This window comes from Isoalcanivorax pacificus W11-5 (genome assembly GCF_000299335.2).
GTDB lineage: Bacteria > Pseudomonadota > Gammaproteobacteria > Pseudomonadales > Alcanivoracaceae > Isoalcanivorax > Isoalcanivorax pacificus.
The window spans coordinates 2,039,004-2,052,915 of record NZ_CP004387.1 but is presented as its reverse complement, the minus strand read 5'-3'; the positions used below and the strand labels follow the sequence as shown (position 1 = coordinate 2,052,915).

12 protein-coding genes are annotated in these 13,912 nt (G+C 62.1%); 6 read left to right on the top strand and 6 right to left on the bottom strand.

What is annotated here, in order from left to right; genetic code table 11:
• Positions 1–10: 10 nt before the first annotated feature.
• Complete coding sequence (gene corA, locus S7S_RS09255) at positions 11–961, bottom strand: magnesium/cobalt transporter CorA (RefSeq protein WP_008737760.1); 951 nt, start codon at positions 959–961, stop codon at positions 11–13.
• A gap of 119 nt (positions 962–1,080) precedes the next feature.
• Here corA and S7S_RS09250 point away from each other — a divergent pair, with 119 nt between their 5' ends.
• The gene (locus S7S_RS09250) at positions 1,081–1,701 is read left to right on the top strand and encodes an alpha-ketoglutarate-dependent dioxygenase AlkB family protein (protein WP_035204950.1); all 621 of its coding nucleotides are present in this window, start codon (positions 1,081–1,083) and stop codon (positions 1,699–1,701) included.
• Here the strand turns inward: S7S_RS09250 and S7S_RS09245 are convergent.
• Entirely contained in the window at positions 1,679–2,902 is a 1,224-nt protein-coding gene (locus S7S_RS09245) for a nucleoside recognition domain-containing protein (RefSeq protein ID WP_008737754.1), read from the bottom strand. The genes S7S_RS09250 and S7S_RS09245 overlap by 23 nt on opposite strands.
• Positions 2,903–2,974: 72 nt before the next feature.
• On the opposite strand from S7S_RS09245, the gene S7S_RS09240 reads away from it, so the two are divergent.
• Positions 2,975–5,125, top strand: coding sequence for a carboxy terminal-processing peptidase (locus S7S_RS09240; RefSeq protein WP_008737752.1), 2,151 nt, complete (start codon positions 2,975–2,977; stop codon positions 5,123–5,125).
• Between the two features lie 55 nt (positions 5,126–5,180).
• Here S7S_RS09240 and S7S_RS09235 read toward each other — a convergent pair whose 3' ends face one another.
• Positions 5,181–6,323 carry an oxygenase MpaB family protein gene (locus tag S7S_RS09235; protein ID WP_008737750.1) on the bottom strand — a complete coding sequence of 381 codons (1,143 nt, stop codon included), beginning with the start codon at positions 6,321–6,323 and terminating at the stop codon, positions 5,181–5,183.
• Positions 6,324–6,450: 127 nt separating this feature from the next.
• On the bottom strand, positions 6,451–7,260 hold the full coding sequence (locus S7S_RS09230; RefSeq protein WP_008737748.1) for an alpha/beta fold hydrolase: 810 nt from the start codon (positions 7,258–7,260) through the stop codon (positions 6,451–6,453).
• Between the two features lie 244 nt (positions 7,261–7,504).
• Between S7S_RS09230 and S7S_RS09225 the strand changes: the two genes are divergently transcribed.
• The 4 genes from S7S_RS09225 to S7S_RS09210 all read left to right on the top strand — a co-directional run bounded on the left by S7S_RS09225 (position 7,505) and on the right by S7S_RS09210 (position 12,144).
• On the top strand, positions 7,505–8,938 hold the full coding sequence (locus S7S_RS09225; RefSeq protein WP_008737746.1) for an ABC1 kinase family protein: 1,434 nt from the start codon (positions 7,505–7,507) through the stop codon (positions 8,936–8,938).
• Between the two features lie 336 nt (positions 8,939–9,274).
• Entirely contained in the window at positions 9,275–10,486 is a 1,212-nt protein-coding gene (locus S7S_RS09220) for a Re/Si-specific NAD(P)(+) transhydrogenase subunit alpha (protein WP_008737743.1), read from the top strand.
• On the top strand, positions 10,486–10,761 hold the full coding sequence (locus S7S_RS09215; protein WP_008737741.1) for an NAD(P) transhydrogenase subunit alpha part 2: 276 nt from the start codon (positions 10,486–10,488) through the stop codon (positions 10,759–10,761). The genes S7S_RS09220 and S7S_RS09215 overlap by 1 nt, the downstream gene beginning before the upstream one ends.
• 3 nt (positions 10,762–10,764) lie before the next feature.
• A complete protein-coding gene (locus S7S_RS09210; RefSeq protein ID WP_008737739.1) occupies positions 10,765–12,144 on the top strand; it encodes an NAD(P)(+) transhydrogenase (Re/Si-specific) subunit beta in 1,380 nt (459 codons plus the stop codon).
• 114 nt (positions 12,145–12,258) lie between these two features.
• Here the strand turns inward: S7S_RS09210 and S7S_RS09205 are convergent, their stop codons facing one another.
• Together S7S_RS09205 and S7S_RS09200 are read right to left on the bottom strand one after the other, a co-directional pair.
• The gene (locus S7S_RS09205) at positions 12,259–13,026 is read right to left on the bottom strand and encodes a DUF481 domain-containing protein (protein WP_008737737.1); all 768 of its coding nucleotides are present in this window, start codon (positions 13,024–13,026) and stop codon (positions 12,259–12,261) included.
• Positions 13,027–13,046: 20 nt separating this feature from the next.
• Entirely contained in the window at positions 13,047–13,868 is an 822-nt protein-coding gene (locus tag S7S_RS09200) for a mechanosensitive ion channel family protein (RefSeq protein ID WP_008737735.1), read from the bottom strand.
• Between the last annotated feature and the right edge of the window lie 44 nt (positions 13,869–13,912).

Below are 13,912 nucleotides of genomic sequence, written 5' to 3'. Positions count from 1 at the left end.
CCCTGCCGCGCTAGAACCAGCCCTTGTATTTAAAGTACAGATACGGCGCCAGCCCGGACAGGAACATCAGTAGCAGCGCGAACGGGTAGCCCAGTGTCCAGTCCAGCTCTGGCATGATGCGGAAGTTCATGCCGTATACGCTGGCCACCATGGTCGGCGGCAGGAACACCACTGCGGCGATGGAGAAGGTCTTGATGATCTGGGACTGTTCGATATTGATGAAACCCTGCGCGGTATCCATCAGAAAGTTGATTTTCTCGAACAGGAAATTGGTGTGCGTCATCAGCGTATCCAGGTCATGCTGGATTTCCAGGCAGGTGGCGCGGCGCTCCACATCATTGCGCAAGTGACGCTGCAGAAACGAGATCGAGCGCTGGGTATCCATCAGGCACAGACGGGTCTTCCCGTTGCTGTCCTCCAGCTTGGCCAGCCGGTCAATGGCATCCTCCATCACGGAATTCTCGTCTTCCAGCACGATCTGGCTGACGTTCTCGAGTTGGCGATGCATGTCCTCAAGGTTGTCGGCCATGTTTTCCACCTTCTGCTCCAGCACGCTGAGCAGAATGTCGAACGGATCGTCCACCTTCACCCAGCCGCGCCGGGCGCGCATGCGCATCAGACGAAAATCCGCCACCTCACTGTCGCGCAGCGTCAGCAACTGGTCATTGGAGAGCACAAACGCCACGGTGGTCGTGCGGTGCCGGCCCTCGCTCTGGTACAGGAACAGCGAGTGGACGTGAATGCCCTGCTCGTCGGTGAAGAAACGGGCCGAGGACTCAATCTCCTCGACATCATCAATATCCGGCAGCGAGCCGCGGCGCATGGCATTGAGCAACGCGACTTCATCGTCCTCGGGGGCCACCAGATCAATCCAGCGCGCAGACTCGAGCTGCTTTACCTCGTTCGGCTGATCGCCCCGTTCGCGCAGTACACCGCTTTCGATATCAAACACATACAGCATGCTATGCTTCCACCACCGAAATACTGATCCCATTGCCGCCGATGCTGGCAGCGGAGTGTGACAGCCTGAGCACCACCGTCGCGCCGCTCATTGTGCACGGCGACGGAGGCAAAAACACCATGTCCAGCACGCCGGGTTGTAAGCCGGCTTTTCAGACGCTGCCTGGCACGCCGGGCCTCGCCCTGTGGGAGCCGCTGCTGCCGGCAATCGATGCCGATGCGCTGCTGGCCGAACTCACGGCCACCCTGCCCTGGCAGCAACCGCGCATTACCCTGTACGGCCGCAGCCACCCTGTGCCACGCCTGCAAAGCTGGCACGGGGATGCTGACGCCGGCTACCGCTACTCCGGGCTGGCGATGACTCCGCAGCCGTGGACGCCCGCGCTGGCACGGCTGCGTGACCAGGTCGCGGCGGCCTGCGGCCACCGTTTCAACAGCGTGCTGGCCAACCTCTACCGTGATGGCCGCGACAGCATGGGCTGGCACGCAGACGATGAGCCGGAGCTGGGCCCGCAGCCCTGGATTGCCTCGCTGTCGCTGGGCGCCACCCGCGACTTCGCGCTGCGCCGCAAAGGTGCCCGCCGCACTGCGCTGACGCTGCCACTGCGCCACAACCAACTGCTGCTGATGCCGCCCGCCATGCAGCAGCACTGGCAACACGCCCTGCCCAGACGTCTGCGTGTTGAGCAGCCACGCCTTAATCTGACTTTTCGGCTGATCAACCGAAAAACAGATAGGTAGCCAGGATCGCCGTCAACAGACCGGCGAAATCCGCGACCAGTCCGCACACCAGGGCATGCCGCAGGCGCACCACGCCGACACTGCCGAAATACACGGCCAGCACATAAAAGGTGGTTTCCGTGCTGCCCTGCATCACCGCCGCCATACGCCCGGCCAGCGAATCCACACCGTGGGTCTGCATCACTTCCAGCATCATGGCGCGCGCGCCACTGCCGGACAAAGGCTTCAGCAGGGCCACCGGCAGTGCGTCGACAAAGCGCGTGTCCAGGCCGCACAACATGGCCAGCCAGCGCAGGCCGTCGAGCAGCCATTCGAGGACACCGCCTTCGCGCAGTACCGCGATCGCCACCAGCATCGCCACCAGGAACGGGATCAGCCTGACCGCCAGTTCGAACCCCTCCCTGGCCCCTTCGATGAAGGTGCTGTAGGCGTCCAGCCTGGCCCGGTGCGCCATCAGCAGGAACAGCGCCACCACTGCCAGCAGAATGCCATTGCCGACGCTGCTGGAGAGCGTCGCCGCCGCCTGGGCAGGCAGCGTCAGTGCCAGCGCACCCAGTGCGCACAGGAGCAGCAGCCAGAGCCCGGCGGCGGCGAGAATCACCGGGTCGAGCAGGCGGATTTTCTGGATACGGGCGGTCAGCCAGACCCCCACGAACGTCGACATCGTGGTGGCCATCAGCATCGGCAGGTACACGTCGGCGGGGTCGGCCGCCCCCTGCTGGGCGCGGTACATCAGCACCGTGACCGGCACCAGCGTCACCGAGGAGGTATTCAGCACCAGGAACATGATCTGGCTGTTGGTTGCGCTGGCCGGATGGTGGTTCTCCACCTGCAGCGCCTGCATCGCCTTCAGGCCCAGCGGCGTGGCCGCGTTATCAAGCCCGAGCATGTTGGCGGACAGATTCAGGGTGACCGGCGCCATCGCCTGGCTGTTGCCGCGGCTGTCCGGCATCAGCCGGCCCAGCAGTGGTGCCACACGCCGGGCCAGCCAGTCCGCCAGGCCGCTCTGCTCGGCCAGCCGGAACAGCCCGGTCCACAATGTCAGCACGCCAATCAGACCGATACTCACCTGCACCGCCAGATTGGCGGCACTGAACATCGCCTGCATGGTATCCGCCAGGGCACCCGGATCGCCGCTGAGGGCACGGATCAGGGCGGCGAGGATGCCAAACAGCAGGAAACCGATAAACAAGTAGTGCATTCATAACCCCGTGTCGTACGCTGGGCCATTACCTTATACTCGGTCATTCATGCATTGCGAACGGTCCTGATAATGACACGACGCACCACGTTACTCCGCAACCTCAGCATTGTTGCCCTGCTGATTGCCGCCCTGTTGCAAGTCTGCGGCGCCCTCACCGTCAGCCCACGCCCCGAGCCCGTCTCCGCCGGTGGCCTGGCGCCCGAAGAAGTCCATGCCGGTGCCGCGCGCGGCATTGTGGATCGCCTGCAGGGGCACTACCGGCAGATGCGCTTTGATGACAGCCTGTCGGAAAAAGTGTTCAACCGCTACCTGCGAGATCTGGACCCGAACCGGGTCTATTTCCTTGCCAGCGATGTGGCAGCCTTCGACCGCTATCGCCTGTTGCTGGATGATCAGCTGCGTCGCGGCGACCTGAGCGCCGGGTTCGATATCTTCAACCTCTACCAGCAGCGCGTCGGCGAGCGGCTGGAATACCTGCTGGCACGTCTGGACGAAGGCCTTGACTCGCTCAGTTTCGATGGCAGCGACAGCGTGCTGCTGGACCGCTCCGAGCAGCCCTGGGCCAGCAGCGAAGAGGACATGGATGATATCTGGGAACGGCGCCTGAAGAACGCGGTGCTGACCATGCGCCTGGACGGCGTCAAGGACGAGGAAATCCTCACCCGCCTGGAGCGCCGTTACAGCAGCCAGCTCAACCGGGTGCAGCAGAATGCCTCGGAGGACGTGTTCCAGATCTACATCAATGCCCTGACACAGACATTTGATCCGCACACGTCCTATTTCACCCCGCATACCTCGGAAAACTTCAATATCAGCATGAGCCGTTCGCTGGAAGGCATCGGTGCCGTGCTGCAGGCCGAGGACGAGTACACCAAGGTGGTGCGCCTGGTGCCGGGCGGGCCGGCCGCCAAGGCAGGCCAGTTGAAGTCTGCCGACCGCATCGTCGGCGTCGGCCAGGAAGACGACGAGATGGTCAACGTGATCGGCTGGCGCCTGGACGAAGTCGTGAACCTGATCCGTGGCCCGAAAGGCACCGAGGTACGGCTGGAGATCATCCCCGCCGGCAGCGCCAGCGAGCACAGCACGCGTGAGATCACCATCGAGCGCAACAAGGTCATGCTGGAAGAACAGGCGGCCAAGAAGCAGATCATCGAAATTCCGGGCACCAACGACAGCGTGGAACGCATCGGCGTGATCCGCATTCCGGCCTTCTATCTGGATTTCGATGCCTACAACCGTGGCGAGCCGGATTACACCAGCACCACCCGTGACGTGGCCAGGCTGCTGCAGGAACTTAACGACGAGGAACCGGCCATTGACGGCCTGGTGATCGACCTGCGCAACAACGGCGGTGGCTCGCTGCATGAAGCCACGCAACTGGTGTCGCTGTTTATCGGCGGCGGCCCCACCGTACAGGTGCGTGATGCCCGTGGCCGTGTGCAGGTGGAGCGCGACAAGGTGCCGGGCACTTTGTACAGCGGTCCGATGGCCGTACTGGTGAACCGTTTCTCCGCCTCAGCGTCGGAAATTTTCGCGGGTGCCATGCAGGATTACGGCCGCGCCATCATTATCGGCGATCACACCTTCGGCAAGGGCACGGTCCAGACGCTGCTGCCGCTGGGCCATGGCCAGCTCAAGCTGACCCAGGCCAAGTTCTATCGCGTATCCGGCTCCAGCAACCAGAACCTGGGCATTGTGCCGGACATCGAGATGCCCTACCTGATCGACAAGGAAGACATCGGCGAAAGCGCGCTGCCGAACGCCCTGCCCTGGGACAAGATCGACGCGACCGCCTACACGCCACAGTTCAACCTGACGCCGTACCTGCCCTCGTTGCGCGAGTTGCACGACCAGCGTCTGGCGGTGAATCCGGAGTTCATCTATGTGCGCGAACAACTGGTGCTGCTGGAAGAGCAGCGTCAGAAAGAAAGCGTATCACTGAACGAAGAGGAACGCCGCAGCGAGCAGGAGGCATTCGAAGTGCGCCGGCTGGCGATCGAGAACACCCGCCGCAAGGCGGTCGGTGAAGAGCCCCTGAAAGACATGGCAGCCTTGAGGGCTCTGGACGAGCAGCGTTCCCTTGATCCGGAAAATGAAATGGGTGACAGCGACAAGCCAGACCCCTATCTGCAGGAAACCGGCGCAGTACTGGCCGATCTGGTGCGGCTGCTGCAAAACCGGCAGGTGGCCAACAGCGAAGGCAAGACCGCTCAGGAATAATGTCGTACGCACAAGAAAAACGGGCTTCGGCCCGTTTTTTTTGTCGTGTTTGTCGTCAGGCCATGGCCTTGAACCCCCAGCGTGCCGGGTCACCTCCCAGCCCCGCCTTCAGCGTACGCCGGCCGAGCGCAAAGTTCATGTCCTCGATGCGGCGCAGCAAGGTATCCGGTACAAACCGGTGACTGGCACTCACCGCGCTGACAGCCGTGCGCACCAGCCTGACCGCCATCGCGGCCGGCACGCTGCTGTGAATATTCAGGTCATCCGCCACCGCATCGCCGATCAGGTAACGGCTGAACGCGAGCAGCACATCGTAGGACAGATTGAATGGCGGTTTGCCGGCCATGTCGCGCAGCAACGCCTTGGCCAGCCGCTCGCTGTCCGGTGTGGGGTCGTACAGGTGTGACGTGAGTTGCAGCGCGAGAATTTCCTGCTCCTCCACCGTCGTGGTCAGCAGTGCCTCCCGCACGCCCAGCACGTGCCCGGCGTAGCGCCACATATAATGCATCGAGGCATGTTCGCGGCGGGAAATTCTCAGGCCCAGGCGTTTCAGCCCGCGTACCACCATGAAATCGAATTCCAGGATGGTGCCAGCCATGTCTTCCTGATTGATCGGCAGATCATAGCGCTGTGCATCAAAACGCGGATTGTTCTGCAGAAACTGGCGCACCGCGGAGTGCAGCAGCCTGACTTCCAACAAAGTGCGATGGCCAACACCGCCGGGCCGCAGCCCGTCCTCACCGACCAGATTGTGCAGCATCTGCCCGGTTTCGTAGATACGCCGCGAGACATCCTTCTGCAGCCGGCCGGTGGCCACCAGCACCTGGGCCGGCTTGTTGTGGGCGTAGCCTTCCACCAGGCTGGAGCACATCAACACCAGCCCCTGCAGCGAGGCATAGCGGCGATAGACCCGGCGCCCAAGCTCCATCTGCTCAAAATCCACCCAGTCGGGCACTCGATAGCAATGCTCAATGAAATCGCGGAACACCCCGCCCTCGCTGCGAGCGCGCTGCTCCACCTCTTCCAGCAACCCGGTAGGCCGCTGGTAGCGCATTAGCGCGGTGCAGGCATCGGCTTCCGGGTCCTGTACCTGCCGCCAGGCCTGCAGGCGTTCGTGGGAATAGCGATCAAACCAGATCGCTTCGCTCGGGGACGCTGGCCCCGCGAGATGTCGTTTCAGTTCCGCTGGCGTTGCCATGCCCCGCTTCCTCGTTCAGAACCCATGAGTTCTGACGAATCTAAACAGCGCCCGGCAACCGGTCAAGGACACCGGCGCGCAGAGTAACGGATATCTGCAGGTTGTATAGCGAGGGGTGGTGACAGGCTCAGTTCGCCGGCACGGGGTCGGCAGCAACGGCACTGCGACTGCTGGCCAGGCTATCCACCCAGTTCAGCGCGGTTTCTGCCAGCCAGCGGGGTGCATCCAGCGGCAGGTCATGCCCGGCATGCGGGTGCACCCGCAGCGGACATCGCCAGGCGCCGGCCAGGGTCACGGAGCACAGCGGATGCACCAGCGTGTCGGCGGCACCGTTGACCAGCAGCACGGGCGTGGTGGCCGGCAACTGCGTCGGTGCACGGAAGCGGATCGCTGCCCAGAGCTGGCGCAGCGCATTCCGGCGGCTGGTCGGGTGGCTTGCGGCATAGGCGGCCCAGCGGCTGGCCACGGCGGACATCTCCGCTGAGGGCACCATATTGGTGGTCAGCCGCAGAATGGTGTGTTCGCGCGCATAGATATCACGCCCGTACAGGGCAAAACGCAGCAGTGGTCCGTAGTTCACTGGCCGCAGCCGCTGCCAGAACGGGTTGAAGCCTGATGCGCTGGTGTTGATCAGCACCGCCGCCGCCACCTCGTCCGGGAAACGCTGTAACCAGTTCAGTGCCACCATGCCACCCAGCGACAGCGCCATGACATGGTACGGCGGCTTCAGGCCGCGCGAGCCCAGTTGTTCGCGCAGTGCGTCCACCATGTCGCTGACCGAGGTCGGGCTGTCGCTGAGGTACTGGTCACCGTTCCCCGGCAGATCCAGCGTCTCCACCCTGGCGCCCGGCCTGCTGGCCCGCAGCATGTCGGGAAACCCCTCCCAGTGCCGGGCTTCGCGTACCAGCCCGCGCAGTAACACCCATGTTTCGTTCATCGCCCACCTGTCTCCCTGACAATTCCTTCTGGACACTGCCCCCAAATCCTCTGGCCCGCGGTGATCATGCGTGCCTTTTGCCGCCGCTGTCATCAGTGCTTATTCGTATTGTGTGCCGCAAAGGGTGTGCTTTACTGACCGCCGCGCCCCGGCCGCCCCCGTCCACCCGCTTCGGCAGCCGGCGGCAAAGTACGCTAGAATCGGCGCCGCTGAACCCATTCCGGACCCGGAGCACTGCATTCCGATGACTCGTAAAACGGTAAAGCGCGTCAAGACAGGCGCCTTTGAACGACGTTTTTCCCTGGCGCGGGCAGGTATTCTCGCCGGCGCACGTTACGCAACGCTGACGGCCGGCACTTTCCTGACACCCCGGGAGCAGCGCGCAGACCGCCGCAAGGCGATTCTGTCCAGCCAGGCCCAGGAACTGGTGCATGAACTGGGCAAACTGAAAGGATCGGTCGTCAAAATCGGCCAGATGATGGCGCTGTTCGGCGAGCATTTCCTGCCGGAAGAAGTCACTGCCGCACTGCACACGCTGGAGAACAGCACCACGGCACTGGAGTGGCCTGCGATTGAGCGGCATCTGAGGAAAGAGCTGGGGGACATCAAGCTCAGCGAGCTGGATATCGACCGCGAACCCATCGGTGCCGCATCCCTCGGCCAGGTCCACCGCGCAGTGCGCAAGTCCGATGGCGCGGAACTGGTGCTGAAAATCCAGTATCCCGGTGTGGCTGACGCCATTGATTCTGACCTGCGCGCAGTCGTTCAATTGCTGCGGCTGAGTCGTATGGTGCCCATGACCGACCAGTTTAATCAATGGCTGGATGAGGTCAGGGCCATGCTCAGCCGCGAGGTCGATTACGATCTCGAGGCCTACACCACCCGGTTTTTCCGTGATCTGCTCAAGGACGACGCGCGCTTTGTGGTGCCAGAGGTATTCGCCACCTACTCCACCCACAATATTCTGTGCCTGTCCTTCGAACACGGTGTCAGTGTCAGCGACCCGGCGGTGCTCGAGCTGTCGCAGACGCGCCGGAACTTTATCGGCCGCGCGATCATGGAGCTGTGCTGCCATGAAGTGTTCGAGTGGAACAAGATGCAGACCGACCCGAATTTCGGCAATTACCTGCTGCGGGTGGGCGACAGCCCGGAGCAGGACCAGATCGTATTGCTGGATTTCGGCGCCATCCGCGATTTCGACGATGAGGTGCTGGGCCCGGGCCGGGAAATGATCCGTGCTGCCTGGCACCACGATCGGGCTCGCCTGATGGATGCACTGAACGCCCTGGGGTTTCTCGGCAATGGCACGCCGCGCAAGGTGCTGGATGAATTCTCCGCGCTGTGCTTCGAGGCCATCGAGGTACTGCAGGACCCGGATCGCCACCCGCCGCCGCCGGAAGTGCTCAACGAACAGGGCGAATACCTGTGGGGCAACAGTGACCTGCCGTCGCGCATTGTCGCCCGCGCCAGCCGCAATGCCCTGTCGCGGCACTTCGACGTACCGCCGAAAGAGTTCATTTTCCTGGCCAGAAAGCTGCTGGGGGCCTATACCTTCCTGCATGTGATCGAGGCCGAGGTGCGCGGCAATACGATCCTGGAGCCCTTTCTTCACATGCATGAGGAGGCCGACCGAGCCCTGGTAGCCAGAAAAAATACTGAGTCAGCAGGCAGGCAATGACCGTTTTGGTCATTAATTGACCGCTTGGGAGCGATCAGCCCGAGAGATGTTTGCCATACGACCAATGTCGCAATAAGGTAGCACCCTGCCCGCCGGCCGGTCCCTCTGGAACCGGCCGGTTCTGTGTCAGGAACGGGTTAATGATCGCCAGGCATGTCACCATGCCGAAGCGATAACGCCCCGGGAAGATGAGGAAATTCAAACAACTCCACTGCTTTTTCCGGGGCGTGCGACAAACCGGATCAGGATGATCCGCCTTGTTGCCAGGTTATTTAACAGTGTAGAAGCGCCTGCCTTGTCATGCGGCAGGCATCCCAAATCCAGCGAACCACGTAAATGGGGGTAACGCAGGTGATCATCGGTGTACCCAGGGAAATTTGTCCCGGCGAGACGCGTGTAGCACTGGTTCCGGCCAATGTTGCTGCACTGCTGAAAAAACACAAGATCGAACTGCTTGTTGAACGTGAAGCGGGCCTTGCCGCCGGCTACACAGATGCAGACTACCAGGAGGCCGGCGCCACGCTCACCGATCGCGCCACGATTTTCAGCAAGGCCGACGTGGTATTGCAGGTCCAGACACCCGGCAGCAACCGGGACAACGGTGACGAGGACATGGCGCTGCTGCGCGATGGCCAGATCGTCATCGGCATGATGGACCCGCTCGCCAACCCGAAGTTCGCCTCTACCCTGGCGGAAAAGAAGGTCACCGGCATTGCGCTGGAACTGGTGCCGCGCATTACCCGGGCCCAGGCCATGGACGTGCTGTCTTCCATGGCCATGCTGGCCGGCTACAAGTGCGTACTGCTCGCTGCCAATGAAGCCAACCGCATGTTCCCGATGAACATGACCGCCGCCGGTACGCTGAATGCGTCGCGGGTGCTGGTCATGGGCGCCGGTGTGGCCGGCCTGCAGGCCTGCGCCACCGCCAAGCGCCTGGGCTCCATCGTTGAAGCCTACGACGTACGCGCCGCTGCACGTGAGCAGATCCTGTCCGTGGGCGCCAAGCCGGTGGAACTGGACCTGGATACCGGCGCTGCCGAAGGCACTGGCGGCTACGCCAAGGCCCAGGGCGAGGACTTCCTCAAGCGCCAGCGTGAATTGATGACCGAGGTTGTCTCGCGCATGGACGTGGTCATCACCACCGCCGCCGTACCGGGCGCCAAGTCGCCGATCCTGGTCACCGAAGACATGGTCAAGGCCATGAAGCCGGGCTCTGTGATCGTCGACCTGGCCGCAGAACGTGGCGGCAACTGTGAAGTCACCGAAGCCGGCAAGACCGTGGTCAGGCACGGCGTCACCATCGTCGGGCCGGTCAATGTGCCGTCCACCCTGGCATTCCATGCCAGCCAGATGTTCGGCAAGAACATGGAAAACCTGCTCAATCTGCTGATCAACAAGGAAGGCGGCATCGAACTGGATTTCGAGGACGAGATTGTGCGGGAAACCGTTGTGGCCGACAAAGGCGATGTGCCGCAGGCGCGCATGCGTGACCTGCTGGGCCTGCCGGCGCTGGCTGCGCCGGAAGCTGCTGCAGAGGAGCAGAAATAATGGATTTCGTATCTCAACTGACGCTGTTTGTGCTGGCGATCTTTCTCGGTGTTGAACTGATCACCAAGGTTCCGCCGACGCTGCATACCCCGCTGATGTCCGGTACCAATGCGATTTCCGGCATTACCCTGGTTGGCGCCCTGCTCGCTGCTGGCCACGGTGCCGGCCTGCTGATCAACGTGCTCGGCTTTATTGCGGTCGTGCTGGCGACCATCAATGTGATCGGTGGCTTTATGGTCACCAATCGCATGCTGGCGATGTTCAAGAGGAAGTAAGCCATGCAGATCTCGCAAAACTGGATTGATATTGCCTATCTCGTGGCATCGGTATTGTTCGTGCTCGGCATCAAGGGCCTGACCAAACCGAAAACCGCCGTGCGCGGCAACCTGCTGGCTGCGGCCGGCATGGGTATCGCTGCTGTCATCACGCTGCTGCATCACAGCATTGTGTCCTATGAAGTGATCATTGCCGGCCTGCTGATCGGCGGTGCCATTGGTGCCGTGCTGGCGATCAAGGTCCAGATGACTTCCATGCCGCAATTGATTGCGCTGCTGAACGGGTTTGGTGGCGGTGCGTCTGTGGCACTGGCTGCTGCCGAGTATTTCCAGGGCGCCAGCGGCACCATCGCACTGGGCGCCACTGGCCTGGCCGTGCTGATCGGTACCGTGACGCTGACCGGCTCGCTGGTGGCCTTCGCCAAGCTGCAGGAACTGCTTGACGGCGGCTCGATTGGCTTCCCGGGCATGAAGTTCGTCAACTTGCTGCTGCTGCTCGGCTCCCTGGCGGCGATCGTCTATCTGGTCATCAACCCCGGCAACGACATGGTGTTCTGGGGCCTGGTAATTGCCGCTGCCCTGCTCGGCCTGTTGCTGGTGCTGCCGATCGGTGGTGCCGACATGCCGGTGGTGATCGCGCTGCTGAACTCCTACTCCGGTATCGCGGCCTCCGCCGCCGGTTTCGTCATGGGCAACAGCGCCCTGATCATCACCGGTTCGCTGGTCGGTGCGTCCGGTCTGATCCTGACACAGATCATGTGCAAGGCGATGAACCGTTCGCTGACCAACGTGCTGTTCGGCGTGATGGCCGAAGGTGGCGAAGCCATCGATGCGGACGAAATCTACCAGGGCAAGGTCAAGTCCTCATCGCCGGACGAAGTGGCGATGATTCTGGAAACCGCCCAGCGCGTGGTGATTGTGCCCGGCTTTGGCCTGGCCATGGCACAGGCCCAGCACGCCGTGCGCGATCTGGCCGATACCATCGAAGCGCGTGGCGCCGAAGTGGAGTACGCGATTCACCCGGTGGCAGGTCGTATGCCGGGCCACATGAACGTGCTGCTGGCCGAGGCCGAAGTGTCCTACGACAAGCTCAAGGACATGGACACCATCAACCCGACCTTCGAACAGACCGACGTGGTCATCGTGATCGGTGCCAACGACGTGACCAACCCGATGGCCCGTGAGGACAAAGGCAGCCCGATCTACGGCATGCCGATCCTGAACGTGGACAAGGCACGCACCGTGGTGGTGGTCAAACGCTCCCTGAGCCCGGGCTTTGCCGGCCTGCCCAACCCGCTGTTCGCCAAGGACAACACGCTGATGTTGTTCGGCGATGGCAAGCAGGCAATTCTGGACATTACTACTGCCCTCAAAGAAGGCTGATTTTCAAGCCACCCACAAAAAAGGAGAGCCGAGGCTCTCCTTTTTTGTGGGTGGCTGTCTGCGAGTTGCGGGCCTGAGGGGCTTTGGCCGGCTCGCCGCCGGGCGCGCAGCGCCCTAGAACTTGTACACCACCCCTACCGTGATTTCCTGATCAGTCTTTTTGGCGTCCGGCGCCGGGTCGGTAGTATGCCGCAGCACATGGCTGACACGCAGTGAGAAGGCCCCGGTAATGCGCGTGCTCAGGCTGGTGGTGGCCCGGGTGACGGTGCTGTCTTCGCCGATTTCCGAGGTCAGGTCTTCGTTGAATTCGGCGGTTTCCGACAACGCCAGGCGATAACGCAGGCCGAGACGCAGGATCGCATCCTCTTCCTTGCGGCTCTCGCCGGCAGGTTGCTGGCCTTCCTCATACTGGCGCCAGCGATAACCGGGACCGGCTTCGATATCCAGCCGCTGGCGTTCGCTGTCGAGGAGGCGGCGACCATAACCGAGCGCGTAGCTGGCTTCGTAATCGTAGCCGGTAAAGCGGTCCTTCTCGGCGGTCAGCACGTTGAAGATATAGTTCGCTTCATCCAGCTTGCGGTCCAGCTTGTAGGAGCCGAAGTACCGCTCGGCGGTACGTTCGTCCTCGCGGGTATCGTTGTTGCGCTGCTTGGCGTTGGAGGCTTCCAGTTTGGCAATATGACGCCAGTCGATGCCATCACGCTCGGCATTGCCCTTGGCGGTCAGTGTCTGCGAGCGGGTATTGCCGCTCTTCATCAGATAGGCCAGTTCGGCGTCGCCGCTCCACACCTGTTGCACGTCCTGATCGGCCGCATCCTGTGCACTGGCCAGCCCCGGGGCAATCACAGCGGCGCAGGCGACCGCGAGAAGAGTCTTGTGCATCAATGAAACTCCTGTTTCGTTTATTTTTCCGGCTTGTCGAAATGAATGTCCATCTGCGGGAATGGAATGCTGATCCCTTCTTCATCGAAGCGGATCTTCATGGCTTCCATCGTGTCCCAGTAAACACCCCAGTAATCCGGCGTCTTCACCCAGGGGCGCACAATCAGGTTGACCGAGCTGTCGGCCAGTTCCGATACGGCGACCGTGGGCGCAGGCTCCTTGAGGACGCGCTCGTCCTTGCCCAGCACCGCATGGATCACCTCTTTCACCTGGCGCAGGTCAGCCTCGTAGCTGACACCGAACACCATGTCCACGCGGCGGGTCGGCATGGTCGAGTAATTGGTGATATTGCTGCTCATGACCGCCCCGTTGGGCACGGTGATGACCTTGTTGTCCGGGGTATTCATCAGCGTCGCGAAAATGCGGATTTCCTGCACGGTGCCCGCTGTGCCGCCGGCTTCGACATAATCGCCGACACGGAACGGGCGAAATACCAGCAGCATCACGCCAGCAGCGAAATTGCCAAGTGAATCCTTCAATGCCAGGCCGACGGCCAGGCCGGCGGCGCCGAAGATGGCGATCAGCGAGGTGGTCTGCACGCCAAGGCGGTCCAGCGCGGCGATCAGGACGAAGACAATCAGGGCAACGTGCAGAATACGGGCCAGAAAACTGGCTACAGTCACGTCCAGTTTGCGCTTGAAGGCATTTTCCAGCACAGCGGCAATGCGTTTCACCAGCCACAGCCCCACCACCAGAATGATGATGGCCATGACCAGGTTGTAGGCATACAGTGCGGCGTAGCGCTCGACAAACTCCGTGACCAGCGCGGTGATATCTTCCATTTCTGGCTCCCTCCGGTAAAAAACCAGCAGTATGCCAGAGCCCC

Excerpts from the sequence above, each read along its gene's own strand:
- S7S_RS09220 (WP_008737743.1), top strand. The coding sequence starts at position 9,275 with ATGGGGGTAACGCAGGTGATCATCGGTGTACCCAGGGAAATTTGTCCC.
- S7S_RS09205 (WP_008737737.1), bottom strand. The coding sequence starts at position 13,026 with ATGCACAAGACTCTTCTCGCGGTCGCCTGCGCCGCTGTGATTGCCCCG.
- S7S_RS09235 (WP_008737750.1), bottom strand. The coding sequence starts at position 6,323 with ATGGCAACGCCAGCGGAACTGAAACGACATCTCGCGGGGCCAGCGTCC.
- S7S_RS09215 (WP_008737741.1), top strand. The coding sequence starts at position 10,486 with ATGGATTTCGTATCTCAACTGACGCTGTTTGTGCTGGCGATCTTTCTC.
- S7S_RS09210 (WP_008737739.1), top strand. The coding sequence starts at position 10,765 with ATGCAGATCTCGCAAAACTGGATTGATATTGCCTATCTCGTGGCATCG.
- S7S_RS09230 (WP_008737748.1), bottom strand. The coding sequence starts at position 7,260 with ATGAACGAAACATGGGTGTTACTGCGCGGGCTGGTACGCGAAGCCCGG.
- S7S_RS09240 (WP_008737752.1), top strand. The coding sequence starts at position 2,975 with ATGACACGACGCACCACGTTACTCCGCAACCTCAGCATTGTTGCCCTG.
- S7S_RS09250 (WP_035204950.1), top strand. The coding sequence starts at position 1,081 with ATGTCCAGCACGCCGGGTTGTAAGCCGGCTTTTCAGACGCTGCCTGGC.
- S7S_RS09225 (WP_008737746.1), top strand. The coding sequence starts at position 7,505 with ATGACTCGTAAAACGGTAAAGCGCGTCAAGACAGGCGCCTTTGAACGA.
- S7S_RS09200 (WP_008737735.1), bottom strand. The coding sequence starts at position 13,868 with ATGGAAGATATCACCGCGCTGGTCACGGAGTTTGTCGAGCGCTACGCC.
- corA (WP_008737760.1), bottom strand. The coding sequence starts at position 961 with ATGCTGTATGTGTTTGATATCGAAAGCGGTGTACTGCGCGAACGGGGC.
- S7S_RS09245 (WP_008737754.1), bottom strand. The coding sequence starts at position 2,902 with ATGCACTACTTGTTTATCGGTTTCCTGCTGTTTGGCATCCTCGCCGCC.